17 protein-coding genes and 1 other annotated feature are annotated in these 18,060 nt (G+C 47.6%); of the genes, 10 read left to right on the top strand and 7 right to left on the bottom strand.

What is annotated here, in order from left to right:
* Positions 1-98: 98 nt before the first annotated feature.
* The 3 genes from fadD to AC0VXX_RS08290 all read right to left on the bottom strand — a co-directional run bounded on the left by fadD (position 99) and on the right by AC0VXX_RS08290 (position 3,701).
* On the bottom strand, positions 99-1,772 hold the full coding sequence (fadD, locus tag AC0VXX_RS08300; protein WP_475516723.1) for a long-chain-fatty-acid--CoA ligase FadD: 1,674 nt from the start codon (positions 1,770-1,772) through the stop codon (positions 99-101).
* A gap of 213 nt (positions 1,773-1,985) precedes the next feature.
* Entirely contained in the window at positions 1,986-2,876 is an 891-nt protein-coding gene (locus tag AC0VXX_RS08295) for an alpha/beta fold hydrolase (protein WP_475516722.1), read from the bottom strand.
* A gap of 6 nt (positions 2,877-2,882) precedes the next feature.
* Positions 2,883-3,701: a class I SAM-dependent methyltransferase gene (locus AC0VXX_RS08290; protein WP_475516721.1), complete on the bottom strand. Its 819-nt coding sequence runs from the start codon at positions 3,699-3,701 to the stop codon at positions 2,883-2,885.
* 112 nt (positions 3,702-3,813) lie between these two features.
* Here AC0VXX_RS08290 and AC0VXX_RS08285 point away from each other — a divergent pair, with 112 nt between their 5' ends.
* Complete coding sequence (locus tag AC0VXX_RS08285; protein ID WP_475516720.1) at positions 3,814-4,017, top strand: hypothetical protein; 204 nt, start codon at positions 3,814-3,816, stop codon at positions 4,015-4,017.
* A gap of 76 nt (positions 4,018-4,093) precedes the next feature.
* Here the strand turns inward: AC0VXX_RS08285 and AC0VXX_RS08280 are convergent, their stop codons facing one another.
* From AC0VXX_RS08280 to tsaB, 3 genes are all read right to left on the bottom strand, one after another.
* A complete protein-coding gene (locus AC0VXX_RS08280; RefSeq protein ID WP_475516719.1) occupies positions 4,094-4,798 on the bottom strand; it encodes a M50 family metallopeptidase in 705 nt (234 codons plus the stop codon).
* A 246-nt stretch (positions 4,799-5,044) separates the two neighbouring features.
* Positions 5,045-5,410 (bottom strand): hypothetical protein, encoded by a 366-nt coding sequence (locus AC0VXX_RS08275; RefSeq protein WP_475516718.1) that lies wholly within the window; start codon positions 5,408-5,410, stop codon positions 5,045-5,047.
* Between the two features lie 165 nt (positions 5,411-5,575).
* Complete coding sequence (gene tsaB, locus AC0VXX_RS08270; protein ID WP_475516717.1) at positions 5,576-6,289, bottom strand: tRNA (adenosine(37)-N6)-threonylcarbamoyltransferase complex dimerization subunit type 1 TsaB; 714 nt, start codon at positions 6,287-6,289, stop codon at positions 5,576-5,578.
* A 517-nt stretch (positions 6,290-6,806) separates the two neighbouring features.
* Here tsaB and AC0VXX_RS08265 point away from each other — a divergent pair.
* Positions 6,807-8,105 (top strand): NAD(P)/FAD-dependent oxidoreductase, encoded by a 1,299-nt coding sequence (locus tag AC0VXX_RS08265; RefSeq protein WP_475516716.1) that lies wholly within the window; start codon positions 6,807-6,809, stop codon positions 8,103-8,105.
* Positions 8,106-8,292: 187 nt separating this feature from the next.
* On the opposite strand, the gene AC0VXX_RS08260 is transcribed toward AC0VXX_RS08265, so the two are convergent.
* Positions 8,293-10,227 carry an ATP-dependent DNA helicase gene (locus tag AC0VXX_RS08260; protein WP_475516715.1) on the bottom strand — a complete coding sequence of 645 codons (1,935 nt, stop codon included), beginning with the start codon at positions 10,225-10,227 and terminating at the stop codon, positions 8,293-8,295.
* 342 nt (positions 10,228-10,569) lie between these two features.
* Positions 10,570-10,690, top strand: a sequence feature (His leader region).
* A gap of 68 nt (positions 10,691-10,758) precedes the next feature.
* Between AC0VXX_RS08260 and hisG the strand changes: the two genes are divergently transcribed.
* The 8 genes from hisG to hisIE all read left to right on the top strand — a co-directional run bounded on the left by hisG (position 10,759) and on the right by hisIE (position 18,022).
* Entirely contained in the window at positions 10,759-11,658 is a 900-nt protein-coding gene (hisG, locus tag AC0VXX_RS08255; RefSeq protein ID WP_119976915.1) for an ATP phosphoribosyltransferase, read from the top strand.
* Between the two features lie 43 nt (positions 11,659-11,701).
* Complete coding sequence (gene hisD, locus AC0VXX_RS08250) at positions 11,702-13,018, top strand: histidinol dehydrogenase (RefSeq protein WP_475516971.1); 1,317 nt, start codon at positions 11,702-11,704, stop codon at positions 13,016-13,018.
* 1 nt (position 13,019) lies between these two features.
* On the top strand, positions 13,020-14,066 hold the full coding sequence (gene hisC / locus AC0VXX_RS08245; protein WP_475516714.1) for a histidinol-phosphate transaminase: 1,047 nt from the start codon (positions 13,020-13,022) through the stop codon (positions 14,064-14,066).
* An 80-nt stretch (positions 14,067-14,146) separates the two neighbouring features.
* A complete protein-coding gene (gene hisB, locus AC0VXX_RS08240) occupies positions 14,147-15,214 on the top strand; it encodes a bifunctional histidinol-phosphatase/imidazoleglycerol-phosphate dehydratase HisB (RefSeq protein WP_475516713.1) in 1,068 nt (355 codons plus the stop codon).
* Positions 15,211-15,882: an imidazole glycerol phosphate synthase subunit HisH gene (hisH, locus tag AC0VXX_RS08235; RefSeq protein WP_475516712.1), complete on the top strand. Its 672-nt coding sequence runs from the start codon at positions 15,211-15,213 to the stop codon at positions 15,880-15,882. Before hisB ends, hisH begins: the two co-directional genes overlap by 4 nt.
* A complete protein-coding gene (gene hisA / locus AC0VXX_RS08230; protein ID WP_475516711.1) occupies positions 15,879-16,616 on the top strand; it encodes a 1-(5-phosphoribosyl)-5-[(5-phosphoribosylamino)methylideneamino]imidazole-4-carboxamide isomerase in 738 nt (245 codons plus the stop codon). The genes hisH and hisA overlap by 4 nt, the downstream gene beginning before the upstream one ends.
* A complete protein-coding gene (gene hisF, locus AC0VXX_RS08225) occupies positions 16,598-17,371 on the top strand; it encodes an imidazole glycerol phosphate synthase subunit HisF (protein ID WP_475516710.1) in 774 nt (257 codons plus the stop codon). The genes hisA and hisF overlap by 19 nt, the downstream gene beginning before the upstream one ends.
* Positions 17,372-17,401: 30 nt before the next feature.
* On the top strand, positions 17,402-18,022 hold the full coding sequence (gene hisIE / locus AC0VXX_RS08220; protein ID WP_475516709.1) for a bifunctional phosphoribosyl-AMP cyclohydrolase/phosphoribosyl-ATP diphosphatase HisIE: 621 nt from the start codon (positions 17,402-17,404) through the stop codon (positions 18,020-18,022).
* The last annotated feature ends 38 nt before the right edge of the window (positions 18,023-18,060 follow it).

The raw sequence follows: 18,060 nt of genomic DNA, 5'->3' as shown, positions 1-18,060 counted from the left end.
TCACCGCGATTAACACAAAAGCCGGCAATAAGCGCCGGCTTTGAGTTAACATTAATACGGTTAATACCTAATGGCTAATCTCTACTAACTAAGCTTAACTACGCAGATTTGGCCTCATCGCGGAGTTCGCGGCGTAAAATTTTGCCGACATTACTCTTAGGTAACTCATCCCTAAATTCTACCAGCTTAGGCACTTTATATCCCGTCAAATGATGACGACAATGCTTAATTAGCTGCTCTTCGGTCAAAGATTTATCGTTCGCGACCACAAAAATCTTCACCAATTCGCCACTGACCTCGTGCGGTACACCAACGGCAGCGACTTCTATCACCTTTGGATGCAGTGCAACTACCTCTTCGACTTCATTAGGAAACACATTAAAACCTGACACCAAGATCATGTCTTTTTTACGATCGACAATAAAGAAAAACCCTTGCTCGTCCATGTAACCTATATCGCCGGTCGCGAGATAGCCTTGGGCATCGATGACCTTGGCCGTTTCTTCAGGACGCTGCCAATAGCCTTTCATTATCTGTGGGCCTTTAGCAAACAACTCTCCCGTTTCCCCTTGCGCTAATACATTACCGTCATCATCACGCACTTGCATATCGGTATTGGCAACAGGAAAGCCAATCGAACCATTATAGCCTTCAAGATTATAAGGGCAGCAGGCCACCAGAGGTGAAGCTTCAGTTAGGCCATAACCTTCTAGTAATTTAGTCTTGGTGAGCCCCTGCCACTTATCGGCTACCGCACGTTGCACCGCCATACCACCGCCAATAGACAGCTTAAGCGCAGAAAACTCTAACGCCTGAAACTCTTTAGAGTTCACCAAGGCATTAAACAGGGTATTCACCCCGGTCAGTGCCGTAAATGGGTGCTTCTTTAACTCAGCCACAAACGCTGGGATATCTCTCGGGTTGGTGATCAATAGATTATTGGCTCCTTTATGTAGGAACAATAAGCAGTTAACCGTTAGTGCAAAGATGTGATATAGGGGTAGCGCCGTGACCACAAACTCTTTGCCGTTTTCCAGTAAAGGAGAGTAAGCGGCATCGGCTTGCAGTAGATTACTGACAATGTTGCCATGAGTGAGCATCGCACCTTTAGAGACGCCAGTGGTGCCACCGGTATATTGCAAAAAGGCCACGTCATCGGCATCAAGAGACGGCTTAACATACTGCATGCGGCGGCCTTTAGATAAAGAGCGGCGCATTGAAATGGCATGTGGGAGATGATACTTAGGTACCATCTTCTTAATGTATTTCACCACGAAATTCACTAGGGTGCGTTTAGGCGCGCTCAGTAAGTCACCGAGCCCAGTTAAAATCACGCTTTCAACAGCGGTATCTTCAACCACTTCTTCCAACGTACTGGCAAAGTTAGAGACGACGACAATCGCTTTGGCACCCGAATCATTAAGCTGATGCTTTAATTCTCTAGGGGTATACAGTGGATTGACGTTAACCACCACCATACCAGCACGCAAAATACCAAACAGCGCAATAGGATATTGCAACAGGTTTGGCATCATGATGGCAACGCGATCGCCTTTTTGCAGTTTAAGTTCATTTTGTAAATAGGCGGCAAACGCACGGCTACGCTCTTCGAGTTTGCGGTAAGTCAGTGTCGCGCCCATATTCACAAATGCAGGCTGATCGGCATATTTTGCCACCGAACTTTCGAACAGATCGATTAGCGAACTGTACTGTTTCTCGTTAATAATGGCGGGTACATCATCGGGTAAATTGTTCGTCCAAAGCTGTTCCACTAGATCTCTCCTAAATCCCGAGGCAGAGTTATTGTGAATGAAATCAATCACTAATCGTTTCAAAAAACAGAAACTAAACACTGACTTATTTATATTGTAAGTAACACCCAAAAAATCATACAGGCGTTTTAATTTTGAACATCATCACATAATTAGAGTAAAAATCCTAGACTAATTTTGCGTACCGATGATTATTCCATCGACTGACTCATGTCAGCCTAAAAATTCACAAATGTGCTTTGCCACCTGCTGTGCATTCCCCATATGCAGATGATGGTCACCATCGAGTTCTACATGGGTTATTGCATCATACCAATCAAGCACTTGCTGGGCGATTTCTGGATCGCGTTGATAACCATCACAAGCTGTAATCAACAACACACGCCCAGTATGGCCTTGCATTAATCCTGTCACGTGTTCGAGGTTAAGCCGCATCGGCGAGTCCAAGGTCAGCCTAGGATCGGTACGCCAGCTCATCTCTGCCTCATCATTATTAACATTACGTTCGATGATAAGCCGACACCAAGGCGTGGCCAGTCCGGTTAAACGATGCCGAGCCGTTACGGCACTCTCAAGTGTAAAACTTCGTGAGGGCGCCCTCTTTTTGGTCAGCAAACGGCGATAACCTTGGAAACTACGCGCCAATCGCTGCCGGCTATTAGCAGGTGCTTCAAATAGTGGCGCCATTGCTTCAATCAATATCCAGTGGGGCACTTTATCGGCAAATGCGGCGCTATAAGCTGAGGTCACAATAGCGCCGAGTGAATGGCCTATGACCGCATAAACCGGTTTAATCGCCATCACAGCATCAAGCAAGATATCGACATCATAAAGATAATCAATCCAATGAAGCGGATAGGCGCCGGGTCGATGTTCTGAGCGACCGTGCCCTGGCCAATCAATGGCTAACACTTGGAAGTTATCAAGATACTGGGTTAAAGGCGCAAAGCTGTTGGCATTATCTAACCAACCATGCAATGCCAGTAATAATGGCTTATCGTCGCTTCCCCATACCCTTGCGGCCAAACGAATATGAGGCAACTGAATCGTTACCTCATTTTCTGCGCCGCAAGATTGCCATAGCAGGCTCTTTTTGTCAGGCATTTATTACTACTTTTTGATAAATTTGAGCGTCATGCGGTCGCTTTCGCCTATTGCTAGGTATTTTTGCTTGTCTTGCTCACCTAATCTCAGGCTGGGCGGTAAGGTCCACACCCCTTTAGGATGATCTTTACTGTCTTTGGCATTGGCGTTAATTTCGCTGCTAGACACTAAAGTAAAGCCTGATTGCTGCGCCAAATCGATGATCTCATCTTGCACCATATAACCAGAGCTTAACGCCATTCCGGGCTTAGCCCTATGTTCAACAATACCCAGTACTCCACCAGGTTTTAGCACCTGATACGCACTGTCAAATACATTTTCTAACTGATCTGAGCTGGCCCAGTTATGAAGATTACGAAAAGTCAGCACCGCATCGACGCTGTTATCTTCACCTAACTCGGTCAGGCGTGGTGGAGCAAATGCCAAGGCAGAAGCTTGACCAAGCATTGAACGATTGTCATCAAGCCACTGCTCTAATGCCTTACCTAAACGAATTTGATAGTCAGGTAACTTAACTCCTTCTGGCGGGTTTGCATCGAAGTTTGCAGCAATATAATGTCCTTCAGCGGCTAAATATGGCGCCAAAATCTCTGCATACCAGCGTCCACCAGACCACAATTCAATCACGGTATCTGTGGGTTTAATACCAAAAAAAGTGAGGGTTTCACCGGGATGACGATATACGTCTCGCTGAAGATTTGCCTCTTGGCGTAGGTCATTGCTTAGGGCTGCGGTCAGTTGTGGATCCACTTCGGTTTGTGCATTTGCTACAGACCCCAACAGCGATGGCACTAATAACGCGGCAATTAATGTCATTTTTTTCATTATAATTCTCCCTGATAAAACCTTAAACCTATCAGCCTAAACCAATAAATAATACTTAAATAAACAGTTAGGGTCAGTTGATCTTTCGAACTTGATTTTTTGTTCTAATGCAATGATGTTAGTGTCAGGCATGGGCAATGATGCCCAACGGGTTAAACGACAAGCGCATAACGGCGCAATAGCGGCATTGAAACAAACTCAAAGGATCGCGTTTATTAGCTATTTTGCCCGTGTGGTAGGCTACTTAGGGAGCCAACTACTTATGGATAAGGCTAAAGATCATAACCGCCGCCTTACCGCCGCCTTACCAAAATAGCCAATAAACTGCGGTAAAAACACCCGTAAAAAGACAACCGCTCCGAGTTACATTTTGGTTATTTAGTTATTAGTTATTAGTTACTAGTCATTCGCGATTTAGCAGCGCTATCGATACGTCGCCAGCACAACCATAACATCAGCAGGCTGGTCAATAACCAGATTGTCACCCAAAACACGGCCGGCACCCATGTCTGCTGCGCCAGCATCACGGCATCCCCCTGACCTGTTAAGCCAAATAACACCGTTGGGCTGGCCAAGGCATTGAGCATCACCATCAATGCCATCACCCTAAGTGATAGCGTCAATATTGGACTGTGACTTAACTTTAACGGTAATAAAAACAGCAATGCTAATAGCGACAAAATACCTAGCGTCAGCAGATCGCGCCCCCACAGTAACATGGTCAACAACACTGCTAAGCCTAAAAATGCAAAACTAAGCCGTATTCCCTTACGCCATGTGGCTAAATTAAAAATCAATAATCCCCATAAGGCTGCACCAAAATACCCAGCAAAACCTATGATCACAGGCCAACCGCCTTGGCTAAAACAGAGCCCTGCACCATTAGGAAACAGCTGGATATGGCTAACGACGCCGCCCGTTAGTAAAGTCGCCAAGCCATGAGAGAGCTCATGAAAATAACTCTCTAACCATTTAAACGGCACCCTGATATAGGGGATACGCGTTAGCACCAGTGCCAGCAGCAGTTCGACAATAAACTGACCACGACTTGGGATTGAGATTGCACTACGTGCCGTTGATTGACCGAGCGGCGCCATTAGTAACTCAACCTAGACAAGTGACTGTGATTTAAGCGATGGTTAATTAAGCTGTTGTTATTTAAGTAATAGTAACTTAAATGGTACTGACTTATTAAATGGTAGAAACTTAAATCGCGTACATAAGCAAACACATAACCTGAGACATCAGGTGACAAAAGCGATTTCAGCCCAGCAGAAACGGCTAATCTCCAAATAGAGACAAAAGAAGTTAAATCAAACCAAAGCCTGCCCACGGTGAGCCGCTTAAGCATACGTGTCGATACCCACCATTTGCGAAATCGCTTCTCGCTGGGCGGCATGTTCGTGGTGAAGGTAAGTTGTAATCGCGCCTAGCTTGGCTTGAGTGTTCTGTTCATACTCGAGCTTGGCATCGAGACGGGCATCGAGTTGCGTGGTACTTAAGTTGTCAGCGTTATCGGCATTGTCAAGTTCCACCTCTACGGCGACTGACTGGCCTTGTTGGCGCAATAGATCGCTAGACTCAATCGCTTTGACATCAATAATCGCAGGCAAGACTTGCGTCGCCTTAAGCGGCGCAATGCTGTCACTGATGTTTGTTGCGCTTGGCAATGTATTGCTGCGCAGCGCATGACCTGATTGGATCTGCATTAACTTACCTCATAGCGCGGCGCTTGATTCATGCCGTTCGCCACGACAACGATTAGATTATCGATATTGACTCATGTATTACTCGTTACAACAGCCTAGCTTTTAGCATTGTAAACTTGTTAGGGTTAACCTCAAAGCCAACTACTGCTATAAGTTTAAAACAGATCACTCACGACCGGGCAGCTTTTTCCACGTAACGGTATCACGTAAATAAACCGGTTCAAGTCCTTCTACATCTGTAGATTGTCCCGCACCATGGGCGATTTCAGCGAGTTTCAACATATATTTAGCTTCTGGAAACTTGGCCTCTGGTGCCAACAACATACCATCAATAAGCAGCTCAGGATAAGCATCAAAGCCGGTGCCACATGCCATCACCGCTTGCTGATAATCTAAAGCACGGCAGACTTCAGCTGGAGCGCACACGCTTTCCCGGCCAATCAGTGTCGCTATACCAGACTGATTGATAAATTCGCCCCAATAGACTTCGCCCATACGGGCATCGATAGCAGCCACGACTTGCGCCGCGCCATGGATATCCATTGTCGCCTGCGCCATCGCCTGTAAAGTTGAAATACCCACTACAGGTAAGTCTTGGCCTAACGCCAATCCTTGAGTCATTGACGTGCAGATGCGTATACCGGTAAAACTGCCAGGGCCGCGGCCATAGGCTATCAAGTCAACATCACTTAACCCAATATTGGCATCATTGAGCACCTTATCGACCATAGATAATAGCCTTTGGCTGTGTTCACGCGGCGCATCGGCCTGCTGGGCATACACTTGCCCCTGATAACTTAAGGCCACCGAGCAAGATTCGGTGCAGGTGTCTAGCGCAAGCAGGGTCAAAGATGAAGTATTGTCTGTATTATCAGGCATTAATCTAACCAAAATAGGAATAAAAGCAGATGTTTATCGTCAATCGATGTTCATTAAGGTAACCAGTATCGCAGCGCGAAATGACTCGGTACAATAATCACAGTAATCGAGAATCACAGCAATCGAGGGACGACAACATATTTAATGACGCCGATTATAACGTAAATTCAAATCAGGTATAGCCCAAAAGCGAGCATAGACTAAAGCTAACTCAAGATATTGCGCCGCTTTGCGCACTTGTGTTCACCTTGTTGCATCATAACCTCGCTATATAAGCGCAACATAAGTCAATAACATCAAGCTGCACCTCATAAATCGCTATCATTACCATCACGCAACCGCGGTACGTAAAAAGGCTTTCGTATTTTGGGCCAATTGGCAAGAGTCACTTTGTTGAAAATTATTTCATGGTCAAATTGATTAAAAACGATACCATAAAGGCCAAATAGCCAACATACTCAGCCCATAAGACATTCTGACCACAAGGATCGGCACCACCATGACACAGGATACAAGTATGAGCCCACCACTTAAGATCATTATTGTGGGTGGCGGCGCTGGAGGCCTAGGCCTGGCAACCCAACTTGGGCATAAACTGGGGAAAAAAAGCCAAGCGGAGATCACCTTAATCGATAAAAACCGCACCCATATTTGGAAGCCGCTACTCCATGAAGTCGCCACCGGCTCACTCGATGCCGATCTCGATGGTGTGGTCTATTCGGCCCATGCGGTGCGCCACGGTTATCAATTTCAATTAGGCGAGCTCAATCATGTCGATCTTAAGGCTCAGTGCATTACGCTTGCCCCGATCATGAACGCTAATGGGGAAGCCCTACTCCCCAGCAGGCAGCTCAGTTATGATAAATTAGTCATCGCTGTTGGCAGTATCAGTAATGATTTTGGCACCCCTGGGGTACAAGAGCACTGCTACTTTTTAGACTCCCACCAGCAAGCCAATCGATTCCATAATGCATTGTTAGACAGCTTTACTCGGGTGCATCAATCGGATGAACTCGGCGCACTAAAAATTGCCATTGTTGGCGGCGGCGCCACAGGCGTTGAGCTGTCGGCAGAGCTATACCATGTCACCGAGCAACTCAAAATGTACGGTTTAAGTAAGATGACCGCCGATAAACTGAGCATCAGCTTGATTGAAGCGGGCCCGCGTATTTTACCTGCGTTACCTGAGCGGATTGCCGCCAGTGCGGCTCGGGAGTTAACGGCACTGGGCGTTAATATCAGAGAAAACACCCGTATTAATCAAGCCACGGCGCAAGGTTTTATCACCGCCGATGATGAACTCATCGATGCGCACCTGATGCTGTGGGCCGCGGGGGTTAAGGCCCCTGAGTTTATTAAACAGATTGAGGGGCTTGAGCTTAACCGCGCCAACCAAATTCTGGTAAAAGGCACATTGCAAAGTACCCAAGATGATAACGTCTATGTGATTGGTGACTGCTGTGCATGCCAGCAAGCCGATGGCAGTTTTGTCCCACCGCGCGCACAATCGGCACATCAGATGGCCCAATGTGTTGAACACAATATGCTTGCCGAGATAAAACAACTGCCATTGCAAGACTATGTTTATGTCGATCACGGCTCTTTAGTCAATCTATCGCGTTACAGTACCGTCGGTAGCTTGATGGGTAACTTAACCAAAAACAGCATGTTTGTTGAGGGGAAGATCGCTCGCTTTATGTATATTTCGCTATACCGCATGCATCAAAAGGCGATCCATGGCATACCGAAAACCTTGGCATTATGGATGGCAGAAAAAATGATGCGCGTGGTGCGCCCCAGAATGAAACTGCATTAAACTCAATCAGTCGCATCCTCAAATAAACAGTCCGTATGCTCTGTTTATTTGAGCCGCTAAGTCGCTATTAGCACAAATAGCAGTAAGACAAGATGCCATGTAATCGATTTCACTTAAGTTAGTTAAAGTGCTTAAAAATCAGTTATCAATGCCAGCCTTAAAAGTGAGCGTTGCCATCTGTTAGCGCTCAATCTATCTGCTGCAAAAAGGTAATCGCTTGGTCAAGATCCCGGGTGCGGTGCATAGGTGGCAATGAGTTGATAAATGCCTGTCCGTAGGGGCGATTAACGATACGGTTATCGCATAAAATCAACACGCCACGATCCTTTTCATCACGGATCAATCGACCGACGCCCTGATTTAAGGTGATCACCGCTTGGGGCAATGACAAACTCATAAAGGGATCGAGCCCATCACGCATTACCCCCTCGGCCCTTGCCTTATACAAGGTGTCATCGGGTGACATAAACGGCAGTTTATCGATAATGACGCAGCTTAATAGTTTACCGCGCACATCAACGCCCTCCCAAAATGCCCCCGTACCCAACAAGACCGCATTACCCAATTGGCGGTACTTTTTCAGCAAGGTTTGTTTGCCCGCCTGCCCTTGTACTAATAAGGGATATTGCACTCGCCCGTGCAGCGCTTGGGCCACCTGATTAAGCATTCGATGGCTAGTGAACAGCATAAAAGTGCGACCTTTAGCGGCATTGATGGCTTTTATCGCCACATCAACCAGCTGCTTAGTGGCGTTATCATGTTGGCTGACACTGCTGAGATGACGCGGCACACAAAATAGCGCTTGGCGCGCATAATCAAATGGACTGTCTAAGATCGCCGTTTGCGCGTTTTTTAATCCTAACGCCTGAGTAAATAAGCCTAAATCACGATTAATTTGTAACGTCGCCGAGGTAAAAATCCAACTGGTATCAGCCCTAAATAATGCCTGGCACTCTTTAGTCACATTAATTGGCGATATTCGCAGCGTCATATGCCGATAACCGTATTCGATACTGTAGGCACAGTTGTGATTATCGCATTGAAAAAACACCGCTAATTTACTTAATTGCTGATTAAGTTTCTCGACGCTATCATCAAACTCTTCATTACGGCCAAGGTACCCCATTAACAGTGTTTGATAGGCGGTCAGCTCTTGTAACAGCGCCCATGAGGCTGTCATTATTGCTTTGTCGGCCAGCAGATAACGCCAATTAACTTGTTCGGTAGCAAAGACTTGAGCTTGCCACTGCTCTATTAAGGTGTAACAACGGGCCGTCATCGATGCTATCTGCGCTGAGTCAGTCATCGATTCACGGTAAAGCTTTGCAAAGCGTTCGATCAGGTTAATCACGCTTTTAATATTCAGCTGCTGACCAAAGTAAGTGACCGCAATATCGGGCAGCAGATGTGCCTCGTCAAAAATAACGGCGTCGGTATCGGGCAACAACTCGGCAAAGCCAGTCTCTTTCAACACACTGTCGGCAAAAAACAGGTGATGATTAACCACAATCACCTTGGCATCCATCGCCTTTTGCCGCGCTTTACGGGTAAAACAGGGCTCATAATGCTCGCAAGCTTTACCAATACAACTCTCTTTTGAACTGACCACCAAAGGCAAGGCTGCTGAGTTTTCTGACACACTATGGATACCGCCGATATCACCATCTTGAGTCTGTCCTGCCCATTGATTGATGCGCAGCAAATCATCAAGGACTTGGCTGTCCATCACATCGGCGCCGTTGAGTTGCCGCTCCATATTGAGCTGACAAAGATAATTGCTGCGGCCTTTGAGTAACGCGACGTTTAGTTTGATATCGAACATCGCCAGCAATGCAGGAATATCTTTAAAGAACAATTGCTCTTGTAGGTTTTTACTGCCGGTGCTGATGATAACTTGCTGACCACTGAGCAGTGCTGGCACCAAATACGCGTAGGTTTTACCCACACCAGTGCCCGCTTCAACCACCAAGTTGTCTGCACACGACATCGCTTGGCTGACTAAAGCTGCCATCTGTTGCTGCTGCGGGCGGCAACTGTAGCCGCTAACGCCTTGGGCTATAACACCGTCATCAGCGAAAATACGCGCCACTTCTTGGGTTAATCTGCTGCTCGTCAATCTCAATCCATCATAGGGTTGTCAGTGCTATTGTGTGGGCATTATCCGTGTTTCATCTCTGAGCACAAGTGGTCGGCATTATCTCACTGACAAAACTTGTTACCTTTACTGCTCACCACCCAACCGATTATTCGACGTATGAAGCGACTTCACTACGGCCTAAGCAATTTTGACTATGCACAACGCCTTTTCCCACGCAGCTTGAAGATGAAGATTACTCATTATGCAAATTAGGGGTTGCATAAATATCCAATCTTGATTAGTTTAAATACAACTTAGGCGACAGCATCGCCGCTTTAGCAAATTATTGATACGAGAAAAGAACATGACCCAGCGTTTGAACACTATCCATCATCACCATCATATGCGGTAGCCTTCGGACGCTTACTGCCGGAGGACTATTTCCTTCTGGCGGTTGATTCAAGACAGATCAAAAACCCCTGGAAGGAATTCCGGGGGTTTTTAGTTTCTAGCTTAATATTTTGTTTTAAAACAGTTTTTAAAAAATTATAGAATCAACCATAGAGGAAGTCAGTTATGTCAGAGTCAAGCAGATTACGTATCGCCATCCAGAAGTCGGGCCGACTATCAAAAGAATCACAAAAGTTATTAAAAAGCTGCGGGGTTAAGTTTAACGTTAACGAACAACGTCTTATTGCCCACTCTGACAATATGCCTATCGATCTGCTGCGGGTGCGTGATGATGATATCCCTGGCCTTGTGATGGATGGCGTGGTTGATCTGGGCATCATAGGTGAAAACGTGCTTGAAGAGGAACAGATTGAACGTCAAACCTTAGGCAAACCAGCTGAATGCCTCAAGCTCAGAGAACTCGATTTTGGCGCCTGTCGATTATCGCTGGCTGTACCTAATGAATTTAATTATCAAGATGCGACCTCACTCGAAGGACTGCGCATCGCCACCTCTTACCCGAACCTACTTCGCCGTTATATGCAGCAAAAGGGCATAAGTTATCGCGACTGTATGCTTAAGGGCTCGGTCGAAGTTGCCCCTCGCGCAGGCCTTTCTGATGGGATCTGCGACTTGGTATCAACTGGCGCCACCTTAGAAGCAAATGGCCTGTACGAAACTGAAGTGATCTACCGCTCTATGGCCTGCATCATTCAATCGACTCAAGAGCAAACCCCTGACAAACAAGCGCTGATCAACAAGATTCTTTCTCGTATCAATGGCGTTGTACGCGCTAAAGAGAGTAAATATATTCTGCTGCACGCGCCTACCGAAACCCTTGATCAAATTGTGGCCCTATTACCTGGCGCTGAAAACCCAACCGTACTGCCCCTTAACGATGATACCAATCGCGTCGCTATCCACGCGGTAAGCACTGAAGATCTGTTCTGGGATACCATGGAGGAGCTCACTCAGCTCGGAGCCAGTTCAATACTGGTCATGCCAATCGAAAAAATGATGGGTTAACACTATGACATTAACGACGAGTACCGATGCGATTAAGGTCAAGATGCAACAACTTAAGTGGGCAGAGTTAAGCCTTGGCGAGCAACAACAAGCACTGCAACGCTCTCCCCTCGTTGGCGATTTGGCGCTAGAGCAAAGTGTCAAAACCATTATTGATAAGGTGGCTAACGACGGCGATGTCGCGCTCAAGCAATTTTCAAAGCAGTTTGATGGCGTCGAGTTGGATGAGCTTGCACTGTCTGACATTGAGATAAAGGCTGCCTGCACAAGAGTTAGCGATGAAATAAAAACCGCCATAGCCCAAGCTATGGGCAATATTGAAACCTTCCATAAAGCGCAAGCCTTTCAAGGCATTGATGTTGAAACTCAAGCCGGCGTGCGCTGCGAACTTCGCAGTGAGCCCATCGAGAAAGTGGGGCTTTATATTCCTGGAGGCAGTGCGCCGCTCATATCCACCGTATTGATGCTCGCCCTGCCAGCCCAAATTGCAGGATGTGAGCAACGAGTACTCGTCAGCCCCCCGCCAATTGATGATGCCATTGTCTATGCTGCAAACGCTTGCGGTATAAAGCAGATATTCCAAGTGGGCGGCGCCCAAGCCATCGCCGCCCTTGCATTAGGCACAGAGACTATTGCTGCGGTAGATAAGATTTTTGGCCCAGGTAATCGCTATGTCACCGAAGCTAAACGTCTGGTATCGCAAGACAGTCGCTGCGTGGTGAGTATCGATATGCCAGCGGGCCCATCAGAGGTATTAGTCATCGCAGATAAAGACGCGAACCCCAGCTTTATTGCCGCCGATCTGCTGTCTCAAGCGGAGCACGGCCCCGATTCTCAAGTGATGCTGGTCACCGACAGCCAAAATCTGGCCAATGAGGTCAATCAAGCCCTGCAACAACAACTTGCTCTATTACCTAGAGCCGATATCGCCACAACGGCGCTAAGTTGCAGCCGTACCATATTGGTTATGGATATGGATGAAGCGGCCAAGGTGTCCAACCGTTATGGCCCTGAACACTTAATTATTCAAACCAATGCGCCCCGTGAGCTGCTTAAGCAAATTCGCGCAGCGGGTTCAGTCTTTTTAGGGGCTTACACACCTGAGTCGGTTGGCGATTATGCCAGTGGCACCAATCATGTGTTACCCACCTACGGTTATAGCAGAGCCGTATCTAGCCTATCGCTTGCCGATTTTAGCCGCCGCTTTACCGTGCAAGAGCTCAGTGCCGAAGGCTTAATGGGGCTAGGACAAAGCGTGATGACGCTTGCCAGCGCCGAGCAACTCGATGCTCACAAAAATGCCATTGCAGTGCGCCTGCTTAGCATTGAAACCGAAACGAGTATGGATAAGGGAGCGTAATATGAGTCAGCAGAAGTTAACTACTGCCGAGCGACTTGCACGCCCAGAGCTGCTGACGCTGCAGCCCTATGAGTCTGCGCGCCGCATTGGGGGCGAGGGTCAAATTTGGATCAATGCCAATGAGTCGCCTTTTAACAACAGTGATGTCGATAATCTCAACCGTTACCCTGAATGTCAGCCACCAGCGCTCATTAACGCCTATGCGCAATACGCCCAAGTGCGCAGAGAGCAAGTCATCACCAGTCGCGGCGCCGATGAAGCTATCGAGCTGTTAATCCGCACATTTTGCATGCCAGGCAAAGATAGCATCGCCTGTTTTGGCCCGACCTATGGCATGTATGCCATTAGCGCACAAACCTTTAATGTCGGCGTTAACGCCCTGCGCCTCAATGATGAGTATCAGCTGCCAAATGATATCGCAGAGCAAGTTAGCGATGCCAAACTAGTGTTTATTTGTAACCCCAACAATCCTACTGGCACCGTCATTAGCCCACAGATAATAGCGCAGGTTATCGCTAAGTTGCCTGATGCACTCGTTGTTGTCGATGAAGCCTATATTGAGTTTTGCCCCGACTATAGCGTTGCCAACCTTATCGACCAGTTTGACAACCTTGTGGTGCTGCGAACCTTGTCCAAAGCGTTTGCATTGGCTGGCGCACGCTGCGGCTTTATGCTCGCCAATAAGATGATTACTGAGATGGTGATGCGAGTCATCGCGCCCTACCCTGTACCTTTACCTGTATCGAATCTTGCTTGCGAGGCGCTAAGCCTACAAGGCATCGAGACTATGCAACAACAGGTTAGCCAACTGAAACAAAATGGTTTACGACTCAGTGAGGCACTGCTGCGCATCGGCGCTAATGTGCTGCCCGCCAATGGCAACTTTGTGTTGGCGACCTTTAATGATGTGACCGATATCCAACATAAACTTAAGCAAGGGGGTGTCGTGGCGCGCGCCTATAAAGATCCCGCCCTTGCCAACAGTATTCGCTTTAGTTTTGCCTGTGATGAACAAACTGATACGTTAATCAAACTGCTTATTGATTAGTGGCCGCGAAGCACTGACATCCGCATATAACCACTAACTAGTGGCACAGAATAAGAATTGAAATTGAAGGTAGACAAAAGATGAAGCAAAAGATCCTTTTTATCGATAGAGATGGCACCATCATCGAAGAGCCTATCACTGACAAGCAAGTTGATAGCTTAGCCAAGTTAGTCTTTGAGCCACAGGTGATCCCTGCGCTGCTTAAGCTGCAAAAAGCGGGTTATCGACTCGTGATGGTCAGTAACCAAGATGGATTAGGCACACCTTCGTTCCCTAAAGATGATTTTGATGCCCCGCAAAATATGATGATGCAGATCTTAACCAGCCAAGGAGTGACCTTCGATGACGTGCTGATCTGCCCCCATTTTAATGATGAAAACTGCAGCTGTCGTAAGCCCAAACTGGGCTTAGTCAAATCTTACCTCACCGAAGGCCGCGTCGATTTTACCGCCTCTGCGGTGATTGGCGACCGAGAAACCGATTTAGGTCTTGCCGATGCCATGGGAATAGCCGGACTGCAGTACAACCGTGAGACCCTAAACTGGGATGCGATTGCCGATAAGCTCCTTTGCAGCGATCGCGTAGCCACGGTCGTGCGCACCACCAAAGAAACCGACATTCGCGTCACCATTGATTTAGATAGCCAACAGAAAAGCGACATCAATACTGGCATTGGCTTTTTTGACCACATGCTCGACCAAATTGCCACCCACGGCAGCTTTAAGATGGATGTCAGTGTCGATGGTGACTTAGAAATAGATGACCATCACAGCGTCGAAGACACCGCGTTGGCCATTGGTGACGCACTAAGGCAAGCCCTAGGTGACAAGCGCGGCATCGCCCGTTTTGGCTTTAGCATTCCTATGGATGAAGCCAGTGCCTCTTGTTTGCTAGACTTATCAGGGCGACCGTTCATCAAGTTTGACGGCCAATTTGAGCGTGAAATGGTGGGCGAAATGGCCACCGAAATGGTGCCGCATTTTTTCCGTTCTTTCGCCGATGGGCTGCGCTGCACCCTGCACTTATCCACCAATGGCGATAACGATCACCACAAGGTAGAAAGCCTCTTTAAAGTGCTTGGTCGCACCCTTCGCCAAGCCGTCAAAGTCGAAGGTGATGCCTTGCCATCAAGTAAAGGTGTGTTATGAGCAATGATAAAGACAGCACCATTATCATCGACACAGGCTGCGCCAATTTAAGCTCGGTCCGCTACGCTTTTGAGCGTATCGGCGCCGATGCTCAAATCAGTGACGATTTAGCCAAGATCAACGCCGCCACCCGCGTAGTACTGCCCGGTGTGGGTAGCGCTCAAGCGGCAATGGCATCACTTAATGACAAAGCCCTCGTTAATACCATTAAGTCACTGACTCAGCCCGTGCTCGGCGTGTGTCTAGGCATGCAGATGATGACCAACTCATCGACTGAGCGCGGTAACTTTGCAGTAAAAAACAGCGCTGACGGTTGTCGCTGCTTAGGGCTTATCGATACCGAGATTAGCGACCTCGATAGCCATGGATTGCCACTGCCGCACATGGGCTGGAATCAGATAACGCCAACGGCCCATCCACTGTTTGCAGGGATTGCCGCTGGCAGTTATGTCTATTTTGTTCATAGCTACCGCGCGCCAATCAGTCAATACACCATAGCCCAGAGTGAATATGGTGAAGCCTTTAGCGCTGCAATCGCGAAAGACAATTTTATGGGGGTGCAGTTTCACCCTGAAAAAAGTGCCACCATTGGCGCTCAAATACTGAAAAACTTTATGAAAATGACCCGTGACAGTCTAAACCCACAAAAAGCGGAGGTCGCCCAATGATCATCCCCGCAATTGATCTTATCGACGGCCAAGTGGTTCGCCTCTATCAAGGCGACTATAACCAGCAAACAACTTTTGCCTTAAGCCCATTAAGCCAACTGCAATCTTATCAAGCTCAAGGCGCAAAATGGCTACACATTGTCGACCTTACTGGTGCGAAAGCACCTGAAAAACGCCAAACAGCATTAATAGCTGAGTTAGTAAACGGACTCGATGCCAATATTCAAGTGGGCGGCGGCATTCGCAGTGAGGCGCAAGTGGCAGAGCTACTCGAAATCGGGGTCAAACGGGTGGTGATCGGCTCGCTCGCGGTGAAAGAGACCGCGCTGGTGCAAAGCTGGTTTACCAAATATGGTAGCGACGCCATCTGCTTAGCACTCGATGTTAATATCAACGAGCAAGGTGAAAAAATCGTTGCCGTTTCGGGTTGGCAATCGGGTGGGGGTAAGACCCTTGAATCATTGGTTGAGGCTTTTAAACCTTATGGCCTAAAACACGCACTGGTGACCGACATTAGTCGTGATGGCACCCTTAAGGGCAGTAACACCGAATTATACCAAGAGATCGCTCAGCTTTATCCCGATATTGCATGGCAAGCCTCTGGTGGTATTGCTACTCTCGAGGACGTTGCAGCAGTAAGAGATAGCGGCGCTAGCGGCATTATTATTGGCAAAGCACTGTTAATTGAAAACTTTAGTGTCGAGGAGGCTATCGCATGTTGGCCAAACGTATAGTTCCCTGCCTCGATGTCCGCGAAGGTAAAGTCGTTAAAGGCGTGCAGTTTCGTAACCATGAAATTGTCGGTGACATAGTGCCGCTTGCCGCACGTTATGCCGTTGAGGGCGCCGATGAACTGGTGTTTTATGATATCACTGCCAGCGCGCACGATCGGGTTGTCGATAAAAGTTGGGTCAGCCGCGTCGCCGAGCAGATAGATATCCCCTTCTGTGTTGCGGGTGGGATAAAAACCATCGAGCAAGCGAGAGAAAAACTTGCCTTTGGCGCCGATAAAATCTCGATTAACTCACCGGCTTTAAGCGATCCTAGCCTTATCGATCGCCTGCAAGATGAGTTTGGCCGCCAATGCATCGTCATCGGTATCGACTCCTTTTATGAGGCCGACAGCAATAGCTACAAGGTCAAGCAGTTTACAGGGGATGAAGCCGCCACCAAAGATACCCAGTGGTATACCCAAGACTGGGTCGAAGAGGTGCAAAAACGCGGCTGCGGCGAGATCGTACTCAATGTGATGAACCAAGACGGCGTGCGCCAAGGCTATGATATAAAACAGCTATCAATGATCAGAGCGATATGCGATGTCCCATTAATTGCCTCAGGTGGTGCCGGTACTATGGCGCATTTTAAAGCAGTCTTTGAAGAGGCCAAAGTGGATGCGGCATTAGCTGCCAGTGTATTTCATAAAGGGATCATCGACATTCAAACATTAAAACGTTACCTACAAGATAATGGCATCCAGATGCGTTTGTAACCGCAAGCTGATAAGGCTCAAGGATTAACAATGAAAAACAGACAAGATTTTTCCAATTTAGATTGGGATAAACAGCAGGGACTTATTCCTGCCGTGGTACAAAACCACCTTACCGGTAAAGTATTAATGCTCGGCTATATGGATAAAGCTGCATTAACAAAAACCCTAGACACCAAAATGGTGACCTTTTTTAGTCGTAGTAAACAACGGCTGTGGACCAAAGGTGAGACCTCTGGTAACACCCTAGATTTAGTGGCCATCGATTGTGACTGTGATAATGACAGTTTATTAGTGCAAGTGATCCCAAATGGGCCTACCTGCCACCTCGAACGTGAAAGCTGCTGGCCTGATGGCGATGCCCATCCGTTTATCGATAACCTTACTAAGCTCATTGCTTCACGTAAGGGCCAAGATGCCGAGTCGAGCTACACTGCTCATCTATTTGAGCGCGGCACTAAACGTATTGCGCAGAAAGTTGGCGAAGAGGGATTAGAAACCGCGCTCGCCGCGGCGACGAATGATAAACCTGAGCTAATCGATGAAGCATCCGATCTTATCTATCACTTGTTAGTGCTGCTAGAAGATCAAGAACTCAGCCTTGCCGACATTACCGCTAATCTGCTCAAGCGCCACAGTCAATCGAGCCAGTAGCAAATAATAAGTAGTCGATAGTAAGTCACTCCGTACAT

The sequence above is a fragment of the Shewanella sp. QJM3NY_23 genome, assembly GCF_056173105.1.
This window is presented reverse-complemented; position numbering and strand designations above follow the sequence as displayed.